Source organism: Telluria sp. RT2P19 (genome assembly GCF_059685725.1).
The window spans coordinates 205286-230815 of the sequence record NZ_JCASIL010000006.1 but is presented as its reverse complement, the minus strand read 5'-3'; the positions used below and the strand labels follow the sequence as shown (position 1 = coordinate 230815).

Here is a 25530-nt window from a genome sequence, read left to right as displayed (position 1 = left end):
ATCCACGTGCAAAACGTGAACGCTTATCACCGACGCTTCAAGGAGTGGTTGGCGCGCTTTCATGGCGTGGCGTCATGGCGCCTGCCGAATTACCTGGGTTGGCTGTGGGCCCTCGATGGTGGGCGAGTTACTTCTGTCGAGCAATTGCTACGCATCGCGATCGGATTCATCCATAGGTAACGGTGACATCGCCAAATTCGATGAGCGCGATGCGCTCCAGGTCGCGGGCGTCAGCGATCCTAGGGCGAAACTGGCGACCGGCGCGCAGCGGTCCGAGAACATGGCCTCGGCATCGGCGCCCGGGGTCGGTCCACGGCCGTCGCGGATCGCGACATCGACCGCGGCGCCTGCCACGTCGACGGTAGCGTCGGACGCGCGCAGCAGCAAGTCGGCCCCGGCCCTACCCGGCCGACACCATCGCCGCGGCCAAGGCCTTGTACGACCCCGCCGCGATGGTCGAGATCGGGGCTCACTGCACGCACCGGAGCGTGCCGCCGCGATGCTGGCCGACGGGAGCGCCGATCCGGTGTCGCTGGGCCGCGGCGCTGACCCGTGCCGACCGGCCGCGGCGGGCGCAGGAGGGTATGCCGCTCGACGAATTCGATCGCGGCTTGTTGTCGCCGGTCGCGGATCTTCACAATGCCGCGCGGCGCCGTACCGCCCCCGGTGCGGCGAGCTCCTAGCGCTCGGCCACGTGCACCGTGGCCTTCACATGCTTCAGGCTTGCCACGATCGTGAAGGTCATGATGACCAGCAGCGACCACGAACTCCATTTGCTCAGGTGGACGACGGACCAGGCGCCAAGCTGGTTGGGATAGCGCCACACGCCCCAGAAGGTGCCGATGTTCTCGGCCAGCCAGATGAAGAAACCGGTCAGCACGAAACCGAGCAGCAACGGCATGCGGCGGTCGCGGTCGAGCGGCCGGAACACGACCTCGGTGCGCGCATACAGGCCCAGCGCGCAGGCCGCCAGGTACCAACGGCAGTCGCCGATATAATGGTGGGTGAAGAAATTCAGGTAGATCAGGATGGCGATCCCCGCCGCCATCCAGTACGGCGGGTGGTGGCGCACCCGCAGGTCGAGCAGGCGCCAGGCCTGGATGATGTAGCTGCCGATCGCGGCGTACATGAAGCCGGCGAACAGCGGCACGCCCCATACCTTGGTATGGGCAAAGTCGGGATAGCTCCACGACGCGATGCCGCCCGACACCTTGAACACTTCCAGCGCGAAGCCGACCACATGGAACAGGGACACCGCCTTCAGCTCGTCCCAGGTCTCGAGGCGCGACCACACCATGCCGGCCTGGATGGCCAGCGCCACCACCAGCAGCACGTCGTAGCGCGGCACGCCCGACAGGCCGGCGCGCGGCACCAGCACGATCGCCAGGAAGAACCCGGCGACGAACAGGCAGGCGCGCGCCTCCTTGATCCCGAAGTACAGGAACTCGACCAGGCCACGCCGCGCACCGCCCAGCGAGCGCGCTCTGGCGTCCATCAGGTGGCGGTCGAAGGCCGCAAGCAGCGTGTTCATTGAGGGGGTATCCAGCCGCTGCAAAGGGGTCAGGCGGTCGGCAGGCGATGCGCCGCATACAGCTCGCGCAGCTTGTTCTTCTGGATCTTGCCGGTGCCGCCCACCGGCAGGCTCTCGGCGAACACGACGTCGTCCGGAGTCCACCACTTGGCCACCTTGCCGCCGAACCAGCCCAGCAACTCGTCGCGCGTGACCTCCATGCCCGCCCGGCGCACCACCACCAGCAGCGGGCGCTCGGCCCATGTCGGGTGCTGGACCCCGATGCAGGCCGCCTGCAGCACCGCCGGATGCGACATCGCCACGTTTTCCAGCTCGATCGTGCCGATCCACTCGCCACCCGACTTGATCACGTCCTTGCTGCGATCGGTGATCGCCAGGTAGCCGTCGGGGTCGATCGTGGCCACGTCGCCGGTCGGGAACCAGCCGTCCCGCAAGACATCGCCGCCCTCGCCGCCAAAATACCCGGATGCCACCCACGGCCCCTTGACCAGCAGGTGACCGTAGGTCGCGCCATCCCACGGCAGCGCGGCGCCTTCGTCGTCAACGATCTTCATGTCGACGCCGTAGATCGCATGCCCCTGCTTCCTCAGCACCGCGCGCTGCTCGTCCTGCGGCATGGTCGCGTGCTTGGCCAGCAGCGTGCAGGCGGTGCCGAGCGGCGACATCTCGGTCATGCCCCAGGCGTGCACGACCTGTACCCCGAGCCGGTCGATCAGTGTATCCATCAGCGCCCGCGGACAGGCCGATCCGCCGATCACGGTGCGGCGGAAAGTCGAGAAGCGCAGGTCGTTCGCCAGCATGTGGTTGACCAGGCCGAGCCAGACCGTCGGCACCCCGGCCGAGAAGGTCACGCGCTCGGCCTCGAACAGCTCGTACAGCGACTTGCCGTCCAGCGCCGGTCCCGGGAACACCAGCCTGGCGCCCGCCAGCGGCACCGAGTAGGGCAAGCCCCAGGCATTCACGTGGAACATCGGCACCACCGGCAGCACCACGTCGGCGCTAGAGACGCCGAGCGCATTCGGCATCGCCGAGGCGTAGGCGTGCAGCACGGTCGAGCGATGCGAGTACAGCACGCCTTTCGGGTTGCCGGTCGTGCCCGAGGTGTAGCACAGCGCGGCCGCGGAGCGCTCGTCGAACTGCGGCCATGCATAGTCACTCGACGCGGCCTCGATCAGCTCCTCGTAGCACAGCAGGCCCGCGACTGCGCCCGCGGGCGGCATGTGCTCGCGGCCGCACAGGGCGACGTAGGCCTTGACTGTCTTGCATTCGCGCGCCATGGCCTCGATCGCAGGCAGGAACGTCAGGTCGAAGAACAGCACCCGGTCGTCGGCGTGGTTGACGATATAGGCGATCTGCGCCGGATGCAGGCGCGGATTGATCGTGTGCAGCACCGCGCCCGAGCCGGACACGCCGTAATACAGCTCCATATGACGGTAGCCGTTCCAGGCCAGGGTAGCGACGCGTTCGCCCATCCCGATGCCCAGGCCGCCCAGCGCACCGGCCAGCTGGCGCGCGCGCCGCGCACAGTCGCGATAGGTGTAGCGGTGCAGGTCGCCTTCCACCCGGCGCGAGACGATCTCGGTGTCACCATAGTGGCGCGCTGCAGACTCGAGGATGCTTGACACCAGCAGCGGTTGATCCATCATCTGGCCTTGCAGCGGGCTCATCGGGTACGCTTGCATGGGGACTCCATGAACAAATGGCAACAAGGAAAGTGTCATCCTCGCATCGTGTGGCCGTCAACCGGATTCGATGATGCACCGCATCAAGTCACTGAGTAATAGCGCCCTGCCCGGTTACCGGATGTAACGCCGGCGCACAGCGCACCGGTGCGCGGATAGAATCGGCCTGGTGCGGTAAAATTCCGCCAATCTTGACCACTTTGCCAGGACACTGCCATCACTGCCGACGAACTCCCCTTCGACAATTCGTTTGCCGAATTGCCACCGGCGTTCTACACGCGCCTCATGCCGACGCCGTTGCCCTCGCCACACTTCATTGCGGCGAGCAGTCCCGCCGCAGCCCTGATCGGGCTGAGTGCGGGCGATCTCGCGCGCCCCGATTTTGTCGAGGTCCTGACCGGAAACAAGGTGGCGCCGCGCTCGCAGCCCTTGTCGGCCGTGTATTCAGGCCACCAGTTCGGCGTCTGGGCCGGCCAGCTCGGCGATGGCCGCGCGATCACGCTGGGCGAGATCGCCACCCCGAATGGTCCGCTGGAACTGCAGCTCAAGGGCGCCGGCCGCACGCCGTATTCGCGCATGGGCGATGGTCGCGCGGTGCTGCGCTCGTCCATCCGCGAATTTCTTTGCTCCGAGGCCATGGCCGCCCTCGGGGTCCCGACCACGCGCGCGCTGGTCGTGACCGGATCGCCGCAACCGATCGCCCGCGAGACCATGGAAAGCGCCGCCGTCGTGACGCGCATGGCGCCGACCTTCGTCCGCTTCGGTTCCTTCGAGCACTGGGCCTCGCGCGAGCGCGAGACCGAACTGCGCACCTTGGCCGACTACGTGATCGGCCAGTTCTATCCCGAGCTGCAGGGCGCCGCCAATCCCTATCAGGAGCTGCTGGCCGAGGTCACCCGCCGCACCGCGCGCATGATCGCGCACTGGCAGGCGGTCGGCTTCATGCATGGCGTGATGAACACCGACAATATGTCGATCCTGGGCTTGACGCTCGACTACGGCCCGTTCGGCTTCATGGAAGCCTTCGACGCCAAGCACATCTGCAACCACACCGACCAGGGCGGCCGTTACTCGTACGCTAACCAGGTGCCGGTCGGCCACTGGAATTGCTATGCGCTGGCCAATGCCCTGCTGCCGCTGATCGGCGAACCCGAGGCGGCAGAAGAAGCCCTCGCCGTCTACCGTCCCGAATTCGGGCGCCAGCTCGATACGCTGCTGCACGCCAAGCTCGGCCTGAAAGAACACCGCGACGAGGATGCCGGCCTGTTCGACCGTACCTTCAGCCTGCTGCAAGAGAACCACGCCGACTTCACGCTGTTCTTCCGCCGCCTGGGCGAGCTCGAGATCGACGGGCCGGCCGGCGACGAGCCGCTACGCGACCTGTTCATCGACCGCGTGGGGTTCGACGCCTGGGCGGTCGAATACCGCGCCCGGCTGCGCCAGGAAGGCAGCGTCGACGCTGCCCGTCGCGAAGCCATGCACAAGGCCAACCCAAAATATATCCTGCGTAACTACCTCGCGCAGATCGCCATCGAGCAGGCGCAAAACGGCGACTACAGCGGCGTGCACAAATTGCTGGCCGTGCTGGAACGTCCGTTCGACGAGCAGCCCGAGAACGATGCCTATGCGGCCCTGCCGCCGGACTGGGCGGCGCATCTCGAGGTGAGCTGCTCATCCTGAGGCCGCGGCCCCGCCCTTGTTTACCCCAAGAAAGACAATCATGACCAACAAAGTGACCAAGACCGACGCCGAATGGCGTGCCCAGCTCGACCCGATGGAATACCAGGTGACGCGCCAAGCCGCCACCGAGCGCGCCTTCACCGGCAAGTTCTGGGACCACCACGAGCACGGCATCTACCACTGCGTATGCTGCGATACGGCGCTGTTCGAGTCCGACACCAAGTTCGATTCGGGCTGCGGCTGGCCCAGCTACTTCAAGGCCCTCGATCCGGAGAACGTGATCGAGAAGGTCGACCGTACCCACGGCATGGTGCGTACAGAGGTCATCTGCGGCGTGTGCGACGCCCACCTGGGCCACGTGTTCCCGGACGGTCCGCCGCCGACCGGCCTGCGCTACTGCATCAATTCCGCCTCGATGCGGTTCGAACCGCTCTGAGGGCCAGGTAGTGATTAAATTCCTGTTCGACCTGTTCCCGGTCCTCTTGTTCTTCGGCGTATACAAATACGGCGACAGCAACCAGGACTGGGCGCACCGCATGACCGTGGAGTACCTCGGCCCGCTGATCGCCGGCGGCGCCGTGCCGCCGGCGCAGTCGGCGATCCTGCTGGCGACCGCGGTGGCCATCGTCGCCACGGCGCTGCAGGTCGGCTACCTGCTGGTGCGCGGCCGCAAGGTCGACAATATGCTGTGGCTGTCGCTGGCCGTGATCCTGGTTGCCGGCGGCGCCACGATCTATTTCCACGATGACCTGTTTATCAAGTGGAAGCCGACCATCCTGTACTGGGCCTTCGCCCTCGCCCTGCTGGTGGCGCAAGTGTTCTACAAGAAGAACCTGATGCGCTCCGTAATGGAAGCCAATATCAAGCTGCCCGATCCGGTATGGAGCCGCATCGGCTACAGCTGGATCCTGTTTTTCGTCGGCATGGGCCTGTTGAACTTGTTGATGGCCTTCGTGGTCTTCCGTAGCGATACCAGCGCCTGGGTCAGCTTCAAGCTGTTCGGCTTTACCGGCATTTTCTTTGCCTTCATCGTGATCCAGACGATGATGCTGTCCAAATACATCAAGGAGGAAGACGCATGACCACTGCAACCGACAAGGGCGACCGCGAAGCACGCCTGCGCGCCATTCTCGAGGCCGAGCTGGCCCCCGCTTCCCTCGAGATCACCGACGACTCGCACCTGCACGCCGGCCATGCCGGCGCGGCCTCCGGGGGCAGCCACTACACCGTCAAAATCGTGTCATCGCGGTTCGAGGGCCTCAAGCTGGTCATGCGCCATCGTCTTGTGTATGATGCCGTTCACGATATGATCAACAAGGCGGAAATCCACGCGCTCGCCATCAACGCGACCGCGCCTTCCGAGCTGTCCTGAGCGTCGGCTTCAGGCAGTTTTAAGTAATTTGCCCGACAATTTGCACTGCTAGTCAAAACAATTAATCCAATCTCGTCCAGCAAACTCCCCGCTACAGGAACACACATGACCTTTAAGCCAGCTCGCCTGCTGTTAGCCCTTGTCGCCGTTGCATCGGCTCCCGCCTTCGCCCAGAACCTCGCAGTGGTGAACGGCAAGGCGATCCCGTCGTCGCGCGCCGATGCCGTCGTCAAGCAGGTCGTGGCCCAGGGCCAGGGCCAGGATTCGCCGCAGCTGCGCGAAGCCGTCAAGAACGACCTGATCGCCCGCGAAGTGCTGATGCAAGAAGCCGTCAAGCAAGGCTACGACAAGAAACCCGAAGTGCGCGAAGCGCTGGACAATGCCCGCCAGTCGATCGTCGTCAATGCCCTGGCCCGCGAATACATCACCAAGAACCCGGTGAGCGACGCCCAGATCAAGGCCGAGTACGACAAGTTCAAGGCGCAGACCGGCGACAAGGAATACCATGTGCGTCACATCCTGCTGGGCACCGAAGACGAAGCCAAGGCAGCTATTGCCAAGCTGAAAGGCGGCACCAAGTTCGAAGACCTGGCCAAGACCTCGAAGGACACCGGCACCGCCAACAACGGCGGCGACCTGGACTGGGTTACCCCGAACGCGCTGCCGCCTGAATTCGCGGCCGGCTTCACCAAGCTGCAGAAAGGCGCGATCACCGACGTGCCGGTCAAGACCAATGCCGGTTTCCACGTGATCAAGCTGGACGACACCCGTCCGGTCAAGCTGCCGTCGCTCGACGAAGTCAAACCGCAGATTGCCGAATCGCTGTCGCAAGAGAAGCTGCGTGATTACCAGGAGCAAATGGTCAAGAAGGCCAAGGTGCAGTAATATGTGCTGTCGCCGGTGCTGAGTTCGCGCCGGCTTTCGTCGCCTGCGGCGATACTTTTCGTGTTTATATAGGATCTCAACAATGATTTTGAAGCCAGCCCGCCTGTTGTTAGCCATGACCGCATTGGTTGCCCTGCCCGCACTCGCGCAAAACGCTGCAACCGTCAATGGCAAGGCGATCCCGCAAGCGAGGGTCGACCAGCTGGTCAAGCAAGTCGTCGCACAGGGCCGCGCCGCCGATTCCCCTGAGCTGCGCGCAGCAATCAAGAACGACCTGATCAGCCGTGAAGTATTGATCCAGGAAGCCGACAAGCAGAATATCGGCGCCCGCGCCGACGTCAAGTCGGCCATCGACAATGCCCGCCAGAGCATCATCATCAACGCGATGCTGGCCGACTACGTCAAGAAAAATCCGATCAAGGATGCCGAGATCAAGGCCGAGTACGACAAGCAGAAAGCCATGATCGGCGACAAGGAATACCATGCGCGCCACATCCTGGTCGACTCCGAAGCCACGGCCAAGGATATCATCGGCAAGCTGAAGGGCGGCGCCAAGTTCGAGGAGCTGGCCAAGCAGTCGAAAGACGGGAGCGCCCAGAACGGCGGCGACCTGGGCTGGGCAAGCCCGGCAACCTATGTGCCTGAGTTCTCGAAAGCCATGGTCGCCCTGCAAAAAGGCGCCATCACCGAGACCCCGGTGAAATCGCAGTTCGGTTTCCACGTCATCAAGCTGGAAGACGTGCGCGCGACCAAGATCCCGCCGCTGGACGAAGTCAAGCAGCAAGTCACCGAAGGCCTGCAGCAGCGTCAGCTGGCCACCTACCGCGAAAGCCTGGTCAAGAAGGCCAAGGTGCAGTAATCGCTGCCTCGCAGTCTCGAAGAGCGCTCCCGCGGGAGCGCTTTTTTCTTGTGTGCGTGAATAAATGAACCCATCCCTGCCCGCATTTCGGCGCGCAACCGCCGCCGATATCCCACAGATGGCGCGCATCCGGCTGTCGGTGCACGAGAACCGGCTGCGCGACCCTGCCCGGGTCACGCAGCAGATGTACGAGGACTTCCTCGAACGCGATGGCCGCGGCTGGGTGGCGCAGGTCGATGGCGTGACGGTTGGGTTCAGCTATGCCAACCGGCTCGATGGCGCGATCTGGGCGCTGTTCGTCGACCCCGGACATGAAGGCAAGGGCCTGGCGAAAGCCCTGCTCGGCCTGGCGACGGCATGGCTGTTCGACACGGGGTGCGCCGAGATAGCGCTCGACACCGGGGCCGGCACACGCGCCGACCTGTTCTATGCGCGCCAGGGCTGGACCAGGGCCGACGCTGGCGCTGCCGACGTGCGCTACACGCTGGCGCGCCCGGCGTCCTGACTACCCGAGCGCCGCACGAACGCCATGCTTTCCAGATCGGGCCTCGGTTCGGGGGCCATGTCTGGAAGCGGCGGCGCAGTGACCCCAACTAGCGCACCGGCACACAGCGGCGCTGTTCGCGTTAGTTATGCGAACCTTTCCCATTCGCGCCGGTCTCAGCCACTGTCGAGTTAACTCATCAGGTGGCGATGGTGCAAGGCGTGGTCTTCGAAGAAGTATTGATCGCGCTGACCTTCTCAAGCGCTGCAATGGCATCGCCAGTCGTTACCCGGTGAACTATTCGGGCTGGCAGGGTTTCCTGGATGACGGCGCTTTGCGTACACCAGCGCAATCGCTGACCGCGATCGTCCAATGCCCGACTTGCCGCCGGAAAGAACCGATTTAACGCGCACAGCGCCCAAAAGAAACGCCTCCGAAGAGGCGTTGATGTTCGGTGGACGAGCCGTTTAGCCGACCCACTTGCGCGCATTGCGGAACATGCGCATCCACGGCGACTCGTCGCCATACGATTCCGGCGCCCACGAATGCACGACGCCGCGGAACACGCGCTCGGCGTGCGGCATCAGCACCGTGAAGCGGCCGTCGTCGGTGGTGACCGAGGTCAGGCCGTCCGGCGAGCCGTTCGGGTTGAACGGATACACTTCGGTCGCCTGGCCGCGGTTGTCGACGAAGCGCATCGCCTTGTGCGCAGCGCCAATGTCGCCGGTCAGCGAGAAATCGGCGAAGCCTTCGCCATGGGCGATGGCGATCGGCGCCTGGGTGCCGGCCATGCCCGCGAAGAAGATCGACGGCGAATCGAGCACCTCAACCATGCCGAAGCGCGCCTCGAACTGCTCGGATTTGTTACGGGTGAACTTCGGCCACGCCTGCGCGCCCGGGATGATCGACTTCAGGTTGCTCATCATCTGGCAGCCGTTGCACACGCCCAGGCCGAAGGTGTCCTGGCGCGCGAAGAACTTCGCGAACTGATCCGACAGCTGCGGATTGAACAGGATGGTCTTGGCCCAGCCTTCGCCCGCACCGAGCACGTCGCCGTACGAGAAACCGCCGACGGCGATGACGCCGTGGAAGTCGTCCAGCCTGGCGCGGCCGGCGATCAGGTCGCTCATGTGGACGTCGATCGCGGCGAAGCCGGCCTGATGCATCACCCAGGCGGTCTCGATGTGCGAGTTGACGCCCTGCTCGCGCAGGATCGCCACGCGCGGGCGCACGCCCGTCGCGATGAACGGTGCGGCGACGTTATCACGCAGGTCGAAGGTGATCTTCGGCTGCATGCCTGGATCGCTTTCGTCCAGCAGGCGGTCATATTCCGCATCGGCGCAGGCCGGGTTGTCGCGCAGGCGCGCGATGCGCCAGCTCGTCTCGCTCCACAGGCGGTGCAGGCTGCTGCGGGTCTCGTTATAGATCACCTTGGCGTCGCGCGTGAACTCGATCGCGCCGCGCTCGTTCAGTTTGCCGATGATGTGGCTGCAGGCGCCCAGGCCTTGGTCGCGCAGCACGTTCATCACCGCGCTCTTGTCCCCGGCGCGCACCTGGATCACGGCGCCCAGCTCTTCGCTGAACAAGGCGCGCAGGGTCATCTCGTTACGGCGCTCGGCCACCTGGCCGGCCCAGTTCTTGGCGTCGCCCCAGTCGGAGGCGTGCTCGCCTTCCATGGTCAGGATGTCGAGGTTGACCGACACGCCGGTGCGGCCCGCGAAGGCCATCTCGGTGAGCGTGGCGAACAGGCCGCCGTCCGAACGGTCGTGATAGGCCAGCAGCTTGCCGTCGGCGTTCAGCTGCTGGATGGCGACGAAGAAGGCTTTCAGGTCTTGCGGCGCATCGACGTCCGGCACCGAGTCTCCCAGCTGCTGGGTGACTTGGGCCAGGATGGAGGCGCCCAGGCGGTTCTTGCCGCGACCCAGGTCGACCAGGATCAGGGCGGTGTCGCCCGCGTCGGTACGCAGTTGCGGAGTCAGCGAACGGCGCACGTCGACCACCGGCGCAAACGACGACACGATCAGCGAGACCGGCGAAATCACGGCCTTGTTCTGTCCATCGTCGTTCCAGGTGGTGCGCATCGACAGCGAATCCTTGCCGACCGGGATCGACACCCCCAGCGCCGGGCACAGCTCCATGCCCACGGCCTTGACGGTGTCGAACAGCGCGGCGTCCTGGCCCGGCTGGCCGCAGGCCGCCATCCAGTTGGCCGACAATTTGATGTCCGAGATGTCGCTGATCGCGGCCGCGGCGATGTTGGTGATCGCCTCGCCCACGGCCATGCGGCCCGACGCGGCGGCGTCGATCACGGCCAGCGGAGTGCGCTCGCCCATCGCCATCGCCTCGCCCACGAAGCCCTCGAAGGCCATCGCGGTGACCGCGCAGTCGGCGACCGGTACCTGCCATGGGCCGACCATCTGGTCGCGCACGCTGGTGCCGCCGACGGTACGGTCGCCGATCGTGATCAGGAACGATTTGTCGGCGACGGCCGGGTTCAGCAGCACGCGGCGCGCCGCCTCGGCCAGCGCGATGCCGGTCAGGTCGACCGGCGGGAAGGCGTGCTTGACGTGTTCGACGTCGCGCAGCATCTTCGGGGGTTTGCCGAGCAGGACGTCCATCGGCATGTCGACCGGCGCATTCCCTTCCTGTTCGTCGATCAGCTTGAGTTGGCGCTCTTCGGTAGCGGTGCCGACGACAGCAAACGGGCAGCGCTCGCGCTCGCACAGGGATGCAAACTTTGCAAGGCTATCCGGGGAAATCGCCAGCACATATCTCTCTTGAGACTCGTTTGACCAAATTTCCTTCGGCGCTAGACCGCTTTCTTCCAGCGGCACCTTGCGCAGGTCGAAAATCGCTCCGCGCTTGGCGTCGTTGACGATTTCCGGGAAGGCGTTCGACAGGCCGCCGGCGCCGACGTCGTGGATCGAGATGATCGGGTTTTCCTCGCCCAGCTGCCAGCAGCCGTTGATGACTTCTTGCGCCCGGCGTTCCATCTCCGGATTGCCGCGCTGGACCGAGTCGAAGTCCAGGTCGGCCGTGTTGGTGCCGGTCGCCATCGACGAGGCGGCGCTGCCGCCCATGCCGATGCGCATGCCAGGCCCGCCCAGCTGGATCAGCAGGCTGCCGACCGGGATCTCGTCCTTGTGGGTGTGCCGGGCCGAGATGCTGCCGATACCGCCGGCGATCATGATCGGCTTGTGGTAGCCGTAGACCGCGCCCGCGGCGCCGACGTTCTGTTCGTAGGCGCGGAAGTAGCCGCCCAGGACCGGACGGCCGAATTCATTGCTGAAGGCGGCGCCGCCGAGCGGGCCGTCGATCATGATCTGCAGCGGCGTCGCGATGCGTTCCGGCTTGCCGTAGATGGCTTCCGATCGCTCGCCCCTGGTGACGTCGGACGCGTTCTCCCACGGACGCCGGGCGTCCGGAAGCTGCAGGTTCGACACCGTGAAGCCGGTCAGGCCGGCCTTCGGCTTGGCGCCGCGGCCGGTCGCGCCCTCGTCGCGGATTTCGCCGCCGGCGCCGGTCGAGGCGCCAGGGAATGGGGAAATCGCGGTCGGGTGGTTATGGGTCTCGACCTTCATCAGGGTATGAACCAGCTCGGTCGACGCGCCGTATTCTTCGCCGTCGCGCGGGAAGAAGCGGGTGACGGTGGCGCCTTCGATGATCGACGAGTTGTCGCTGTAGGCGACAACCGTGCCGCGCGGGTTCAACTGGTGCGTGTTCTTGATCATGCCGAACAGCGATTTGTCCTGCTTGACACCGTCGATGATCCAGTCGGCGTTGAAGATCTTGTGGCGGCAATGCTCGCTGTTCGCCTGGGCGAACATCATGAGTTCGACGTCGGTCGGATTGCGCTGGGCCTTGGTAAAAGCATCGTGCAGGTAGTCGACTTCGTCTTCCGACATCGCCAGGCCGAGTTCCGTGTTGGCGCGCACCAGCGCGTCGCGGCCCTGCGCCAGCACGTCGATGCTTTCCAGCTGCTTGCCTTCGAGTTCGTTGAACAGGTGCTGGGCGTCGTCGGCATTACGCAGCACCGATTCGGTCATGCGGTCGTGCAGCAGCGCGCTGACGGCTTCCAGTTCTTGCGCGCCGAGCTTCTTGGCGGCGCCGATGCTGCTGCCCAGGATGCCGCTCTTGAGCACGACCGTGTAGCCGACGCCGCGCTCGATGCGGTGCACGTGCGCCATGCCGCAGTTGTGGGCGATGTCGGTCGCCTTCGAGGCCCAGGGCGAGATCGTGCCCAGGCGCGGAATGACGAAGAACTCCTCGGTCACGCCCTCGTACAGCGTTTCGAGCGCCGGCTCGCCGTAGGTGAGCATGGCCGACAGACGCTCTGTGTCGTCGGTGGAGAGCGGCGCACTGGTGTCGATGAAGTGGTAGAAGCGTCCCTGGACGGCGGCGATCGACGGGGCGACGGCTTGCAGTTGGCTCAGGAGGCGTTGGCTACGGAAGGCGGACAGGGCATTGGAACCCGGCAGAATCAACATGGCTTGGACAGTCGTTGATGCAGCGTCGCTGCTAGGGTGGAAGATAGCCCGTTATTATACAGTGTTGCACTATGGGTCGGGCCGCCGGCTGACTGGCACCGTGACAGCGATGTTTCCTTGATCGATTTGACACTTGCCGGTATCTTTACGGTAGACAATAGTAGATGTGCGCCCCTGCGGAGGCGACGTGAACGGCATAGACGAAAGCGACAATGCAAGAAAACGGAAACCTGGCGGTTCTGGTGGTCGATCCCAACCCGGGAATGCGTACCAGCCTGCAGAACATGCTGAACCTGGCGGGCATCGCCAAGATCGAGTATGCGATCAACGCCAACACCGCCATCCGGCAACTGCAGCGGCGCGCCTACGACATCATCCTGTGCGAATACGACCTGGCCGGCGGCGGCGCCGAAGGCCAGGATGGCCAGCAACTACTGGAAGACCTGCGCCATCATCGCCTGATCTCGGCCTCGACGATCTTCATCATGCTCACCTCCGAAGGCGTATACGACAAGGTGGTCAGCGCGGCCGAACTGACGCCCACCGACTATGTGCTGAAGCCCTTCACGGTCGAGATGCTCAGCAGCCGCATCAAACGCGCCCTGGAGCGCCGCGGCGCCCTGCTGCAGGCCTGGCAGCTGGCGGCCCAGGGCAAGCTGCGCGAAGCGATCGCCGCCTGCCGCGACGGCGCCGCCGCGCAGCCGCGCTTCGGCGCCGACTTCGCGCGCATCCGCGCCGAGCTGCACATGACCCTGGGCGAGCACCTGGACGCCGCCGCGGTCTACCGCGAGGTGCTGGCCGAGCGGCCGCTGGGCTGGGCCGCGCTGGGACTGGCGCGCACCCTGTTCGCCCTCGACCAGGTCAACGACACCCGCGCCATCCTCGACGAGCTGCTGGTCGCCAACCCGCGCCTGATGGCGGGCTACGACCTGATGGCGCGCTGCCTGGAAGCGAGCGGCGAACACGAGGCGGCGAAGAAGGTGCTCGAGGACGCCGTCGCGATCTCGCCGCACGTGGTGCGCCGCCTGCGCAGGCTCGGCGAAGTGTCGCTCGCGGCGGGCGACGCAGAAGGCGCCGAGAAATCATTCCGCCAGGTCGTGACCAGGGCGCGCTATTCCGAGTTTCGCGATCCCGAGGACCATGTCAACCTGGTCAAGGCGCTCGTCACGCGCGACGACCTGCTCGGCGCGACTGGCGTGGCGCGCGACCTGGAGCGCTCGATGCGCGGCAATCCCGCCGCGGACGCCTGCCGCGCCTACGCCAATGCGCTCTTGCACGACAAGACCGGCAACCAGGGGGGCGCCGTGGCGCAGTTGCAGGCGGCCGTGTCCGCGCTGCGCGCCGGCGGTGCGGCCTCGCCCGGCCTGCGCATGGCGCTGGCCAAGGCCTGCCTCGATCATCGGCTGGACGAGCAGGCCTCCGCCGTCATGATGAGCGTGATGAACGACACCGGCAGCGGCGTCTCGGTCGACCAGGCGATGCACGTGTTCGTCAATGCCGGCCGCACCGATATGCTCGAGGGCATGGGCCAGCAGTTGCGGGCGCAGGCGCAGATCCTGCTGGGCGTGGCCGACGAGAAGCGCAATATGGGCGATGTGCGCGGGGCGGTGCAGACACTGCTCGAAGCACTGCATATCGCGCCGCACAACCTGCAGGTGATGGTGGCGACGGCCGGCGGTATCTTGCGCCAGGTGAACGAATTGGGATGGGATCACCCGCTGGGCGAGACGGCGGCCAGGCTGCTCGACGGGATACGGGCGCAGGATGCGCAGCATCCGCGGCTGGCGGCGCTGACCGATGAGTACCAGGCGGCACGCAGGAAGTATGGCATTGCCGCGACCTAGGCGGCGTCAAGGGTCGGGCATGCCGCGGTAGCTGGACGGCGGCGCCATTCCCGGCCAATGGCGGTCGTCCTTGGCCAGCCCGTGACACAGGCTGGTCAAGACGATGTCGCCGCTGGCCAGGTCGCGGCACGCCCACATGACGGTGCCGCGGTGACTGAAGTTGTCCCAGGCCGCGCCGACCACGGTCAGCGCCGCCGCGGCGCCAGGCGGGCGGGCCGCCGCATTTGCCGTGGAACGCGTCTCGGCCTGCGTGCTGCTGCACGCGCCCAGTACGCCGCACAGCGCAAAGAGGGCGAAGGGCGCGCGAGGCGAGCGCGCCGCGCGCGCCGTGCCGGCCCCGGCATGGCCATGGCGACGCAGGCACGACGCGGCGAATCGCGCAACCGGTGGATACGCCATGCATTCTCCTCTTCGATTCGATCACGGGCCGGCCGGGGCGATCCTTCATTTTGCGACCGCCATATCGCGCAGCTGATTCACATCATCGCGCACCGGGCACGTCGCCCCGGGAGCCGTAGCAATTCCTTACAAATGCGGCGCTGGCGATGGCCTGGCGCGGGACTAGAATGAATCATCGTCTACCGATGAGGGTCTGCCATGAACCTGCAGATCAAGGGCGCCGCGAAACGCCTGATTCTTTCGCTGTTGCTGGCATGCGGTCTCGGAGGGTGCGTGGCCTACGGCCCTCCTTATGCGGCCTATGACGGCGCCTATGCGCCCGCGTATGGATACTCCAGCTATCCAGCCTACCCCTACTACGGCGTCCATGCCTACGGCAGTCCTGCCTACGTCTATCCGCCCGTGACGCTGGGCCTGGGATTGTCGTACTACGACCGCGCGCCGCGCCACGACGGGCACGGTCGTCACCATGGCTGGAAGAACCCGCACGGCGGCCGTCACTGGCGTGGCGAGCATGGCAGGCATGGCGGCCAACATCATGGAGGCCACGGGCGCGGCCGCGCTCATCCGCGCCGCTGAGCAACGGGAGCAACCGGGTCAGGCAGACACCCCGTATCCGCCACCACCCGGCGTCTCGATCACAAACACGTCGCCCACCCCCATGTCGACCTTGCCGATATGGCCCAGCGCCTCGACCTGGCCGTCAGCGCGCTCGACGCGGTTGCGTCCGCGCTCCGCCGGCGCCCCTCCCGCCATCCCGAACGGCGCATGGATGCGGTTATTCGACAGGATCGCCGCCGTCATCGGCTCCAGGAAGCGTACCTTGCGCACACCGCCATTGCCGCCATGCCAGCGACCCGCCCCGCCCGAGCCGGGCCGGATCTCATAGCTCTCGAGCCGCACCGGGAAGCGAAACTCCAGGATCTCGGGATCGGTCAGCCGCGAGTTGGTCATATTCGTCTGGACCACGTCGGTGCCATCGAAACCCTCCCCCGCACCCGAGCCGCCCGAGATGGTTTCGTAGTACTGGTAGCGGGCGTTGCCGAAAGTGAAGTTGTTCATCGTGCCCTGCGCCGCCGCCATCACGCCCAGCGCGCCGTAGAGCGCATTGGTGATGCAGGTCGACGTCTCGACATTGCCCGAGACCACCGACGCCGGATAATGCGGATTGAGCATGGAACCGGCCGGGATGATGACCTTCAACGGCTTCAGGCAGCCGGCGTTCAGGGGAATCTCGTCGTCCACCAGCGTACGGAACACGTACAGCACCGCCGCCATGCAGACAGCGGACGGCGCATTGAAGTTGTTCGGCACCTGGCCGGAAGTGCCCGTGAAGTCGATCTCGGCGCTGCGCGCAGCCTGGTCGACCCGGATCGCGACGTCGATGTGGGCGCCGTTATCGAGCTCGTAGTGGAAGCTGCCGTCCTTGAGCGCCGAGATCACGCGCCGCACTGCTTCCTCGGCGTTGTCCTGCACATGGCCCATGTAGGCGCGTACGACATCCAGGCCGAAGTGCGCCACCATCTTGCCCAACTCTTCGACGCCCTTCTGGTTCGCGGCCACCTGCGCGCGCAGGTCGGCCATGTTCTGATCGGGATTGCGCGCCGGGTAGCGCGCGCCTTGCAGCATGGCGCGCGCCGCGTCCTCGCGCAGGATGCCGTCGGCGCCGTCGACCAGCTTGAAGTTGTTGATCAACACGCCCTCTTGATCGATGTGGTCCGAGTCGGGCGGCATCGAGCCCGGCGTGGTGCCGCCGATATCGGCGTGGTGGCCGCGCGAGCCGACGTAGAACAGGATCTCCCGGCCGGCTTCGTCGAACACCGGCGAAATGACCGTCACGTCGGGCAAGTGGGTGCCGCCGTTGTAGGGATCGTTGAGCACGTAGACGTCGCCCGAGCGCATCCGGCCCGCGTTCTCGCGCATCACGGTCTTGATGCTCTCGCCCATCGACCCCAGGTGCACCGGCATGTGCGGCGCGTTCGCGACCAGGTTGCCGTCGTGGTCGAAGATAGCGCAGCTGAAGTCGAGGCGCTCCTTGATGTTGACCGAGTACGCCGTGTTCTGCAGCCTCAGCCCCATCTGCTCGGCAATCGACATGAACAGGTTGTTGAAGATCTCGAGCATCACCGGGTCGGCCGTGGTGCCGATCGCACGCCGCTCCGGCAGCGCTTCCACGCGCCGCAGCACGAGGTGGTTGTAGCGCGTCACCTGCGCCTGCCAGCCCGGCTCCACGATCGTGGTCGCATTGTCTTCGGCAATGATGGCCGGTCCATGCACCGCATGGCCGGGCGCCAGAGTACGCCGGACGTAGATACCGGTGTCGTGCCACTGGCCGCCGCTGTACATGCGCACGTGTTCCCGCGGCGCCGGCGCGGCCTCATGCGTCATCTCACCGGCTGGCTGCTCGGGCGGCGCGTCGGACTGGCCGATGGCCTCGACCGACACCGCCTCGACCACCAGCGCGCGCGACGGCATCAGGAAGGAATAGCGCCGCTTGTACGCCTGCTCGAACTGCGCCTGCATCGCCGCGACGTCGTCGAACTGCACCAGCAGCGCCGAGTCGGTGCCCTCGTAGCGCAGGTGCACGCGCTCGACCATGGCGATGCGCCCGGCTTCCACGCCCTGCTTCAACAACTGCCCACGCGCCGCGTGGGCCAGCGAGGACAGGCGCGCCGCCAGCGACGCCAGCGCCGCATCCGACAGCCTTTCTTCGACCGCCTGCTCGCGCATCGCGCTCTGGTCGGCCAGGCCCATGCCGTAGGCCGACAGTACGCCGGCCAGCGAATGGATGAATACCGTTTTCATGCCCAGCGCGTCGGCCACCAGGCAGGCGTGCTGGCCGCCGGCGCCGCCGAAGCTGGTGAGCGCATAGTCGGTGACGTCATGGCCGCGCTGCACCGAGATCTGCTTGATCGCATTGGCCATATTGCCGACCGCGATCTGGATGAAGCCTTCGGCCACGGCTTCCGGCGCTGGCCGCGCGCCGGTGGCGGCGCCGATCTGGTCGGCCATCTCGTCGAAACGCGCACATACCGCATCGGCGTCGAGCGCCTCGTCGCCTCCCGGGCCGAACAGGCGCGGGAAATGATTCGGCTGCACTTTGCCCAGCATGACGTTGCAGTCGGTGACGGCCAGCGGTCCACCGCGACGGTAGCTGGCCGGCCCCGGGTTGGCGCCGGCGCTGTCGGGCCCAACGCGATAGCGGCTGCCGTCGAAGTGCAGGATCGAGCCGCCCCCGGCGGCGACCGTATGGATGCTCATCATCGGCGCGCGCATGCGCACGCCGGCGACCTGGGTCTCGAACACGCGTTCGAACTCTCCGGAAAAGTGCGAGACGTCGGTCGAGGTGCCGCCCATGTCGAAACCGATCACCTTCTCGAAGCCGGCCAGCCGGCTGGCGCGCACCATCCCGACAATGCCGCCGGCCGGGCCGGACAGGATGCTGTCCTTGCCCTGGAAGGCGCGCGCGTCGGTCAGACCGCCGTTCGACTGCATGAACTGCAGGTTCACGCCCGGCAGTTCGCCCGCCACCTGGTCGACATAGCGGCGCAGGATCGGCGACAGGTAGGCGTCGACCACGGTGGTGTCGCCGCGCGCCACCAGTTTCATCATCGGGCTCACCTCGTGCGACACCGACACCTGAGTGAAGCCGATGGCGCGCGCGATGCGCGCCACCGCCGCTTCGTGCGCCGTGTGGCGGTAGCCGTGCATGAACACGATCGCCAGCGAACGCAGGCCGGCGTCGTAGGCTTGCTGGAGCCCCGCGCGGGCCGATGCTTCATCCAGCGGCAGCACGACGTCGCCATGCGCTCCCATGCGCTCGTCGATCTCGACCACCCGGGCATACAGCAGCTCGGGCAGCACGATGTGGCGGTCGAACAGGCGCGGCCGGTTCTGGTAGGCAATGCGCAGGGCGTCGCGAAAGCCGCGCGTGATGGCAAGCGCCGTCGGCTCGCCCTTGCGCTCGAGCAGCGCGTTGGTAGCGACCGTGGTGCCCATCTTGACCGCCTCGACGCTCGACGCCGGTAGCGGTTCGCCAGGCGCCACCCCGAGCAGGTGGCCGATGCCGGCCACGGCGGCGTCACGGTACCGTTCAGGATTCTCGGACAACAGCTTGTGCGTGACGAGTCGCCCATCCGGGCGCCGCGCCACGATGTCGGTGAAGGTGCCGCCTCGGTCGATCCAGAACTGCCAATCCATGCCTTGCTCCCGCCGTATCGAGTCAAGCGCCTATTGTAGATCGGACGGCGCGACAACGTTGGCGGGAATGCACGACAATAAAGCCTGCCTCCACCAATATCGACGAGCATGGAACGACATCTTTACACCGTCGCGCAACTGCGCGCCATCGAACAGGCGGCCTGCGACGGCCTGCAGCCGGGCACGTTGATGCAGCGCGCCGGCAAGGCCGCCGCGGCCTGCGCCCTCGAACTGCTGGGAGACCGGCGCGACCGGCCGGTGCTGGTATTGGCCGGCCCCGGCAATAACGGCGGAGACGCGCTCGAAGCCGCGGCCAACCTGGCCGACGCCGGCGTCGACGCCACGGTCCTGCACCTGCCAGGACGGCGCGAGGCATCGAGCGAAACCGCGGCCGCCTATGAACGCGCCCGCTCCGGCTCGGTCGGCTGGATCGACATGCTGCCGCCCGACGCCGAATGGGGCCTGGTCATCGACGGCCTGTTCGGCATCGGCCTCGAACGGCCCGTCGACGGTGACTACCGCGAGCTGGTGGTCGGACTGGACGCGATCCGCTGTCCGATCCTGGCGCTCGACGTGCCAAGCGGGCTGGACGCCGACACCGGCGCCGTGATCGGCCCGGACGGCATCGCGGTGCGCGCCACGCACACCATTACCTTCCTGGGCGACAAGCCCGGCCTGCACACCGCCGAAGGCCGCGATCATGCCGGCGAGGTGCGGGTCGACATGCTCGGCGTGGGCGCCGACGTGTTGCCGCGCGCGACAGCGCAACTGAGCGGCCCGCTGCTGTTCTCCGGACGTCTTGCCGCGCGGCGCCACAACACGCACAAGGGCAGCTTCGGCGACGTCGCCATCGTCGGCGGCGCCCACGGCATGGCCGGCGCGCCCGTGCTGGCCGCGCGCGGCGCGCTGTATGCTGGCGCAGGCCGCGTCTACGTCGCTGCGCTCAATACGCCGCCCGGCTACGACAGCAGCCAGCCCGAGATCATGTTCCGCGCGGCGGACGACCTCGATTTCTTCGGCCGCACGCTGGTGATCGGCCCCGGCATGGGCGACTCGGCCAATGCGATCCGCCTGCTGGCCAAGGCGCTCGATGGCGACAGCCCGCTGGTGATCGACGCCGATGCGCTGAACCTGATCGGCGCCAGTCCCGACCTGCAATCGCGCCTGGCGCAGCGCACCGCGCCAGCCGTCTTGACGCCGCATCCGCTGGAAGGGGCGCGATTATTGGGCATGACGGTGACGGTCGTGCAATCCGACCGGCTGGAAGCCGCGCGCGAAATGGCGCTGCGCACGAATGCGACGGTGATACTGAAGGGTTCCGGCACCGTGATTGCGCGGCCCGACGGTGAAGTGCTGGTGAACCCGACCGGCAATGCGGGCCTGGCCACGCCGGGTAGCGGCGACGTTCTGGCCGGGATCTGCGGCGCCTTGCTGGCGCAGGGATGGCCCGGCTGGGACGCGGCAGCGGCCGCGGCCTGGATTCACGGCGCGGCGGCCGACGCCCTGGTCGACGAAGGTATCGGCCCGATCGGGCTCACCGCCGGCGAACTGCCGGCAGCCGCACGCAAGGTATTGAACCGGCTGGTGAACCAGGCCGCCGGCCGTTGATGGATTTATTCGACCAGATGGCCCGCGGCGATCGTGATGGTGCGGCTGCAGCGCGCCGCCATGACCGGATCGTGGGTCACCAGCACCAGGGTCGAGCCGCGTTCGCGATTGAGGTCGAACATCAGCCCGATCACGGACTCGCCGGTCGCGGCGTCCAGGCTGCCCGTCGGCTCGTCGGCGAACAGCAGCGGCGGTTCGGTAACGAAGGCGCGGGCGAGCGCGACCCGCTGCTGCTCGCCGCCCGACAGGAACCTGGGGTAATGCTTCAGGCGGCTCGACAGGCCAACCCGGCCCAGCATCTCGGTGGCCTTGTCGCGGGCACCGGCGTCGCCGCGCAGTTCGAGCGGCAGCATCACGTTCTCCAGCGCGGTCAGATGCGCGAGCAGCTGGAACGACTGGAACACGAAGCCCAGCTTGGCCTTGCGAAACGCGGCGCGGCCATCTTCGTCCAGGGCGAAGATGTCGGTGCCGTCGAGCAGCACCGTGCCCGAGGATGGCGTGTCGAGGCCGGCCAGCAGGCCCAGCAAGGTCGACTTGCCCGAACCGGAAGCGCCCACCAACGCGAGCGTCTCGGCCGCTTGCACGGTAAAATCGATATTTTGCAGGATGGTGAGCTCGCCACTGGCATCGGCCACCTTCTTCGACAAGCCGCTTACCTGGATCGCGGGCGGACGGCCTGCATGAACGCCAGCGTCGATGACGCTGTTTTTGAATGCCTCGGGATGATCACGCATGCTTGCTTTTCTTAAAAATTTGACTGTCGTCGCATGCCTCACGGTGGCCGCGACGGCGAGCGCCTATTCTGCACCAAAAACCGTGCTCGTGGTGGGCGACAGCCTGTCGGCCGAATACGGGATCGCGCGCGGCGCGGGCTGGGTGGCGTTGCTGGAGCAGAAACTGAAGGCTGAAAAACTCGACGCCAAGGTGGTCAACGCCAGCATCAGCGGCGAGACCACCAGCGGCGGCCGCGCGCGCATGCCGGCCCTGATCAGGCAGCATCGTCCCGACATCGTGGTCGTCGAACTGGGCGCCAATGACGGCCTGCGCGGCCTGCCCGTGGCGTCGGCCGAAGCCAACCTGCGCGCCATGATCGCCATGGCGCACGAGACCAGGGCGCGCGTGCTGCTGATCGGCATGCGCATGCCGCCAAATTACGGACGCGCATACACCGAGCGCTTCTTCTCCATGTTCGAGAGCGTCGCGAAATCCACGAAATCGCCGCTGGTGCCGTTCATGCTCGAAGGCGTGGCGGACAAGCCGGCGCTGTTCCAGCAAGACCGCCTGCATCCGACGGCCGAGGCGCATCCGATCATCCTCAACAACATCTGGCCGCAGTTCGCGGCCCTCATCCAAAAGTAAGCACCGCCATGAAGTATCCTGAAGTCCTGGAGTTCGACGCCCTGCTGGCGCAACTCGATGCATTCGATGTGATCATCGACGCGCGCAGCGAGGCCGAGTACGCCCTCGACCACATCCCGGGCGCGATCAACTGCCCCGTCCTGAACGACGAGGAGCGCATTCGCGTCGGCACGCTATACAAGCAGACCGGCCCATTCGAAGCCAAGAAGGTTGGCGCGCCGATCGTCGCGCACAATATCGCGCGCCACATCGACAGCCTGTGGGCCGACAAGCCGCGCGACTGGCGCCCGCTCGTGTATTGCTGGCGCGGGGGCAACCGCAGTGGCGCGATGGCGCACATCCTGGCGCGCATCGGCTGGCCGGTGGCGCAGCTTGAGGGCGGCTACAAGGCCTATCGCGCGCACGTCAGCGCGGCGCTGGAAAGCCCGCCGCCGCTGGAGTTCCGGGTCATCTGTGGCACCACCGGCAGCGGCAAGAGCCGCTTGCTGGAAACGCTCGACGGCATCGGCGCGCAAGTGCTCGACCTCGAGCAACTGGCGGCCCATCGCGGCTCGGTGCTGGGCCACCTGCCGGGCGAACCGCAGCCGACCCAGAAGAAGTTCGAGAGCCTGGTGTGGGACAAGCTGCGCCGCTTCGACCCGGCCAAGCCGGTCTTCGTCGAATCCGAGAGCAAGAAGGTCGGCAACCTGCGCGTGCCCGGCCTGGTCATGGAGCGCATGCGCGCCTCGCCCTGCATCGCCGTCAACCTGTCGCGCCCGAACCGTGTGCGGCTCCTGATGGAAGACTACGAGCACTTCTGCGCCGATCCGTCCGCGCTCAACGTGCAGCTCGAGCACCTGGTGCAACTGCATGGGCGTGCGCAGATCGACGCCTGGCATGCGATGGCCAATGGCGGCCAGATGGCGGCGCTGGTCGACCAGCTGCTGGTGCAGCATTACGATCCGGCCTACCTGCGTTCGATCGAGCGTAACTTCGTGCGCTATCCGCAGGCCGAAGTGCTGGAACTGGACGATATCGCGCCGGCTGACTTCCTGGCGGCCGCGCACCGGCTGAACCGCCCGGACCGATAAGCAAAAAGCCCGGCTGCTCACGCAGCCGGGCTTGTTTACCCTCCAGCGACGTGATTACTGACCGTCGGTGTTGGCGCCGAGTTCAGCCGGCTTGACGTTGATCTTCACCTTGGCCTTGGCCTTCAGCGCTTCGACGTAGTCAAACATCTGCTGCTGCCCCACCAGGCCGCCGATCTGGCCGGCTTCCTGCTTGCGGCGCGCCGTATCCGGGGTTGCCGGCTGCGACACCTTGGCGATCCGGTACACGCCGTAACCCTGGCCCGGCACCTCGACACCGACATAGGCCGGCAGCTTGCTCACGTCGGCCTTCAGCACGGCGATCGCGGCGCTCTGGTTGATGGCTGGTTCCTTGGTGCGCGACACGCTCACTGGCGCCGCGAAACCGGTGGCGTCACCCGAGGCCCTGGCGGCCTTGAGCTTCGCCTCGCCGGCGGCGCGGGCCAGGCGGGCCGCTTCTTCCAGCGTCACGCGCTGGCGGATCTGTGCTTCAACTTCAGCCAGGGGACGCTTCGACGCGGGACGGAACTCGAGCACGCGGCCCGAGACCAGCACGCTTGGCGCCACTTCGACCGCTTCGGTATTGCGCTTGTTCTTGATCGCGTCGGTGCTGAACAGCGCGGCCAGGAACTTGGCGTTGTTGATCGGTGCATCGCCCAGCGCCGGGTTCGGCGTACGGGTCAGGTTGTCGGCCGTCTGGATCTCCAGCTTGAGCTTGTCGGCGACCGGCTTCAGGCTTTCGGACTGGTCATAGACGGTCTCGCTGAACACGCCAGCCAGCTCGGTGTACTTGGCCGACATCTTCTGCTTCTTGAGGTCCGCGGCGATATCGGCCTTCGCGTCGTCCAGCGAGCGCTGGGTCGACGGCTTGATGCCGGTGACCTTGATGATGTGCCAGCCGAATTCCGACTGCACCAGGCCGCTCGTCTCGCCCTGTTTCAGCGCATAGATCGCCTCCTCGACCGATTTCACGAACAGGCCTCTCTCGACCACGCCCAGGTCGCCGCCCGACTGGGCCGAGCCCGGGTCTTGCGAGTTGGCCTTGGCGATGGCGGCGAAGTTGCCAGGATTGGCGCGCACTTCCGCCAGCACGGCTTCCGCCTTCGTCCTGGCCGCTGCCTGGGTTGCGGCGTCGGCGTCGCCCGACACGGTGATCAGGATGTGGCTCGCGCTGCGCTGCTCCGGCGTGGTGTAGTTCTTGAGGTTCTTGTTATAGAAGTCGGCGACTTCGGCATCGCTCACCTGCACCTGGTTCTCGACGGTCGACGCGTTGAACACGACGTACTCGGCCTTCACCTGCTCCGGGATCTGGAACAGCTGGGCGTTCTTGTCATAGTAGGCCTTGACCATGTCGTCGGTGACCTTCACCTGCGGCAGATAGGTCGCGATCGGGAACAAGAGCTCCTGCACTTCGCGCTCCTGGTCATTGATGTCCGACAGGCGGCTGGCCACCGAGCGCGGTGCGAATGCGGTCCCCTGGATCGCCCCGGAGAGCTGCTGCACGGCGAGGTCGCGGCGCAGGCGCTGGTCGAACATCTCGGGCGTCATGCCCTGCGCCGCCAGCGCGGCCTTGTAGCCCTCCATGTCGAAGCCGCCGTCAGGCAGGCGGAACTGCTGGATGTCCATGATGGTCTTCTGCAGCGTCGCATCGCTCACGGTCATGTGGGCGCGGTTGATCTCGGCATTGATGGCGCGTTCGGCCACCAGGTTGTTGAGGATCGCCTGCTTGGCTTCCGAGGTTTCAAACAGCTTCTGGTCGAACTGGGCGCCCATCATCTGGCGCGCCTGATCGATCTGGCGGCGCTGCGCGTCTTCCCACTCTTGCTGGGTGATCTTCTGGCCGTCGACGGTGGCGACACCGGCGCCGCCGTCACTGCCCTGGTAACTCTCCATCCCCACGAAGACGAACGAAGGAACGATCAAGAGCAGCAGGATCCCGTACATCCAGCGCTTGTGGGTCCGAATAAATTCAAACATGGTCAGCCATTCAAGGTTGAGAATGCAATAACAGCAAACGTTAAAAAAAAAGGCGAACTCGCGTTCGCCTCTTCTCGTTTCGAGGCGGCTCTTTCG

19 protein-coding genes and 1 pseudogene are annotated in these 25530 nt (G+C 66.1%); 13 read left to right on the top strand and 7 right to left on the bottom strand.

The window, feature by feature from the left end:
- Positions 1-180 (top strand): annotated as a pseudogene (locus tag AC56KW_RS10500) (IS1595 family transposase); the annotation flags it as partial.
- Between the two features lie 499 nt (positions 181-679).
- On the opposite strand, the gene AC56KW_RS10495 reads toward AC56KW_RS10500, so the two are convergent.
- Both AC56KW_RS10495 and AC56KW_RS10490 read right to left on the bottom strand, forming a co-directional pair.
- Positions 680-1495: a DUF817 domain-containing protein gene (locus AC56KW_RS10495; RefSeq protein ID WP_497170679.1), complete on the bottom strand. Its 816-nt coding sequence runs from the start codon at positions 1493-1495 to the stop codon at positions 680-682.
- A 65-nt stretch (positions 1496-1560) separates the two neighbouring features.
- Positions 1561-3213 (bottom strand): 3-(methylthio)propionyl-CoA ligase, encoded by a 1653-nt coding sequence (locus AC56KW_RS10490; protein ID WP_497170670.1) that lies wholly within the window; start codon positions 3211-3213, stop codon positions 1561-1563.
- 216 nt (positions 3214-3429) lie between these two features.
- On the opposite strand from AC56KW_RS10490, the gene AC56KW_RS10485 reads away from it, so the two are divergent.
- The 7 genes from AC56KW_RS10485 (at position 3430) to AC56KW_RS10455 (ending at position 8514) form a co-directional block, all read left to right on the top strand.
- On the top strand, positions 3430-4893 hold the full coding sequence (locus tag AC56KW_RS10485; RefSeq protein ID WP_497170678.1) for a protein adenylyltransferase SelO: 1464 nt from the start codon (positions 3430-3432) through the stop codon (positions 4891-4893).
- Positions 4894-4933: 40 nt separating this feature from the next.
- Positions 4934-5329 carry a peptide-methionine (R)-S-oxide reductase MsrB gene (msrB, locus tag AC56KW_RS10480; RefSeq protein ID WP_497170669.1) on the top strand — a complete coding sequence of 132 codons (396 nt, stop codon included), beginning with the start codon at positions 4934-4936 and terminating at the stop codon, positions 5327-5329.
- Between the two features lie 13 nt (positions 5330-5342).
- Positions 5343-5975, top strand: a complete 633-nt coding sequence (locus tag AC56KW_RS10475) for a septation protein A (protein ID WP_497170677.1) — start codon at positions 5343-5345, stop codon at positions 5973-5975.
- Entirely contained in the window at positions 5972-6265 is a 294-nt protein-coding gene (locus AC56KW_RS10470; RefSeq protein ID WP_497170668.1) for a BolA family protein, read from the top strand. Before AC56KW_RS10475 ends, AC56KW_RS10470 begins: the two co-directional genes overlap by 4 nt.
- Positions 6266-6370: 105 nt before the next feature.
- Positions 6371-7150, top strand: coding sequence for a peptidylprolyl isomerase (locus tag AC56KW_RS10465; protein ID WP_497170667.1), 780 nt, complete (start codon positions 6371-6373; stop codon positions 7148-7150).
- Between the two features lie 82 nt (positions 7151-7232).
- Positions 7233-8009 (top strand): peptidylprolyl isomerase, encoded by a 777-nt coding sequence (locus AC56KW_RS10460; protein WP_497170666.1) that lies wholly within the window; start codon positions 7233-7235, stop codon positions 8007-8009.
- Between the two features lie 64 nt (positions 8010-8073).
- Positions 8074-8514, top strand: a complete 441-nt coding sequence (locus AC56KW_RS10455) for a GNAT family N-acetyltransferase (protein WP_497170665.1) — start codon at positions 8074-8076, stop codon at positions 8512-8514.
- Positions 8515-8960: 446 nt separating this feature from the next.
- Here AC56KW_RS10455 and purL read toward each other — a convergent pair whose 3' ends face one another.
- Positions 8961-12980: a phosphoribosylformylglycinamidine synthase gene (gene purL / locus AC56KW_RS10450; RefSeq protein ID WP_497170664.1), complete on the bottom strand. Its 4020-nt coding sequence runs from the start codon at positions 12978-12980 to the stop codon at positions 8961-8963.
- Between the two features lie 212 nt (positions 12981-13192).
- On the opposite strand from purL, the gene AC56KW_RS10445 reads away from it, so the two are divergent.
- Positions 13193-14824: a response regulator gene (locus AC56KW_RS10445; protein WP_497170663.1), complete on the top strand. Its 1632-nt coding sequence runs from the start codon at positions 13193-13195 to the stop codon at positions 14822-14824.
- Positions 14825-14830: 6 nt separating this feature from the next.
- On the opposite strand, the gene AC56KW_RS10440 is transcribed toward AC56KW_RS10445, so the two are convergent.
- A complete protein-coding gene (locus tag AC56KW_RS10440; RefSeq protein WP_497170662.1) occupies positions 14831-15223 on the bottom strand; it encodes a hypothetical protein in 393 nt (130 codons plus the stop codon).
- Between the two features lie 198 nt (positions 15224-15421).
- Between AC56KW_RS10440 and AC56KW_RS10435 the strand changes: the two genes are divergently transcribed.
- Positions 15422-15802 carry a hypothetical protein gene (locus AC56KW_RS10435; protein ID WP_497170661.1) on the top strand — a complete coding sequence of 127 codons (381 nt, stop codon included), beginning with the start codon at positions 15422-15424 and terminating at the stop codon, positions 15800-15802.
- A gap of 18 nt (positions 15803-15820) precedes the next feature.
- Here the strand turns inward: AC56KW_RS10435 and AC56KW_RS10430 are convergent, their stop codons facing one another.
- Positions 15821-19423, bottom strand: a complete 3603-nt coding sequence (locus AC56KW_RS10430; protein WP_497170660.1) for a hydantoinase B/oxoprolinase family protein — start codon at positions 19421-19423, stop codon at positions 15821-15823.
- A 108-nt stretch (positions 19424-19531) separates the two neighbouring features.
- On the opposite strand from AC56KW_RS10430, the gene AC56KW_RS10425 reads away from it, so the two are divergent.
- Positions 19532-21031, top strand: a complete 1500-nt coding sequence (locus tag AC56KW_RS10425) for an NAD(P)H-hydrate dehydratase (RefSeq protein ID WP_497170659.1) — start codon at positions 19532-19534, stop codon at positions 21029-21031.
- Positions 21032-21036: 5 nt separating this feature from the next.
- On the opposite strand, the gene AC56KW_RS10420 is transcribed toward AC56KW_RS10425, so the two are convergent.
- The gene (locus AC56KW_RS10420) at positions 21037-21765 is read right to left on the bottom strand and encodes an ABC transporter ATP-binding protein (RefSeq protein WP_497170658.1); all 729 of its coding nucleotides are present in this window, start codon (positions 21763-21765) and stop codon (positions 21037-21039) included.
- Here AC56KW_RS10420 and AC56KW_RS10415 point away from each other — a divergent pair.
- Entirely contained in the window at positions 21764-22390 is a 627-nt protein-coding gene (locus tag AC56KW_RS10415) for an arylesterase (protein ID WP_497170657.1), read from the top strand. The genes AC56KW_RS10420 and AC56KW_RS10415 overlap by 2 nt on opposite strands.
- An 8-nt stretch (positions 22391-22398) precedes the next feature.
- The gene (gene mnmH / locus AC56KW_RS10410; RefSeq protein WP_497170656.1) at positions 22399-23460 is read left to right on the top strand and encodes a tRNA 2-selenouridine(34) synthase MnmH; all 1062 of its coding nucleotides are present in this window, start codon (positions 22399-22401) and stop codon (positions 23458-23460) included.
- A gap of 54 nt (positions 23461-23514) precedes the next feature.
- Here mnmH and AC56KW_RS10405 read toward each other — a convergent pair whose 3' ends face one another.
- Positions 23515-25434 carry a SurA N-terminal domain-containing protein gene (locus AC56KW_RS10405; RefSeq protein WP_497170655.1) on the bottom strand — a complete coding sequence of 640 codons (1920 nt, stop codon included), beginning with the start codon at positions 25432-25434 and terminating at the stop codon, positions 23515-23517.
- Positions 25435-25530: the final 96 nt, after the last annotated feature.

What these genes read in the sequence shown, in the direction of transcription:
- msrB (WP_497170669.1), top strand. Translation starts at nt 4,934, where the DNA reads ATGACCAACAAAGTGACCAAGACCGACGCCGAATGGCGTGCCCAGCTC.
- AC56KW_RS10430 (WP_497170660.1), bottom strand. Translation starts at nt 19,423, where the DNA reads ATGGATTGGCAGTTCTGGATCGACCGAGGCGGCACCTTCACCGACATC.
- AC56KW_RS10490 (WP_497170670.1), bottom strand. Translation starts at nt 3,213, where the DNA reads ATGCAAGCGTACCCGATGAGCCCGCTGCAAGGCCAGATGATGGATCAA.
- AC56KW_RS10435 (WP_497170661.1), top strand. Translation starts at nt 15,422, where the DNA reads ATGAACCTGCAGATCAAGGGCGCCGCGAAACGCCTGATTCTTTCGCTG.
- AC56KW_RS10405 (WP_497170655.1), bottom strand. Translation starts at nt 25,434, where the DNA reads ATGTTTGAATTTATTCGGACCCACAAGCGCTGGATGTACGGGATCCTG.
- AC56KW_RS10470 (WP_497170668.1), top strand. Translation starts at nt 5,972, where the DNA reads ATGACCACTGCAACCGACAAGGGCGACCGCGAAGCACGCCTGCGCGCC.
- mnmH (WP_497170656.1), top strand. Translation starts at nt 22,399, where the DNA reads ATGAAGTATCCTGAAGTCCTGGAGTTCGACGCCCTGCTGGCGCAACTC.
- AC56KW_RS10425 (WP_497170659.1), top strand. Translation starts at nt 19,532, where the DNA reads ATGGAACGACATCTTTACACCGTCGCGCAACTGCGCGCCATCGAACAG.
- AC56KW_RS10455 (WP_497170665.1), top strand. Translation starts at nt 8,074, where the DNA reads ATGAACCCATCCCTGCCCGCATTTCGGCGCGCAACCGCCGCCGATATC.
- AC56KW_RS10445 (WP_497170663.1), top strand. Translation starts at nt 13,193, where the DNA reads ATGCAAGAAAACGGAAACCTGGCGGTTCTGGTGGTCGATCCCAACCCG.
- purL (WP_497170664.1), bottom strand. Translation starts at nt 12,980, where the DNA reads ATGTTGATTCTGCCGGGTTCCAATGCCCTGTCCGCCTTCCGTAGCCAA.
- AC56KW_RS10440 (WP_497170662.1), bottom strand. Translation starts at nt 15,223, where the DNA reads ATGGCGTATCCACCGGTTGCGCGATTCGCCGCGTCGTGCCTGCGTCGC.
- AC56KW_RS10415 (WP_497170657.1), top strand. Translation starts at nt 21,764, where the DNA reads ATGCTTGCTTTTCTTAAAAATTTGACTGTCGTCGCATGCCTCACGGTG.
- AC56KW_RS10420 (WP_497170658.1), bottom strand. Translation starts at nt 21,765, where the DNA reads ATGCGTGATCATCCCGAGGCATTCAAAAACAGCGTCATCGACGCTGGC.
- AC56KW_RS10460 (WP_497170666.1), top strand. Translation starts at nt 7,233, where the DNA reads ATGATTTTGAAGCCAGCCCGCCTGTTGTTAGCCATGACCGCATTGGTT.
- AC56KW_RS10465 (WP_497170667.1), top strand. Translation starts at nt 6,371, where the DNA reads ATGACCTTTAAGCCAGCTCGCCTGCTGTTAGCCCTTGTCGCCGTTGCA.
- AC56KW_RS10495 (WP_497170679.1), bottom strand. Translation starts at nt 1,495, where the DNA reads ATGGACGCCAGAGCGCGCTCGCTGGGCGGTGCGCGGCGTGGCCTGGTC.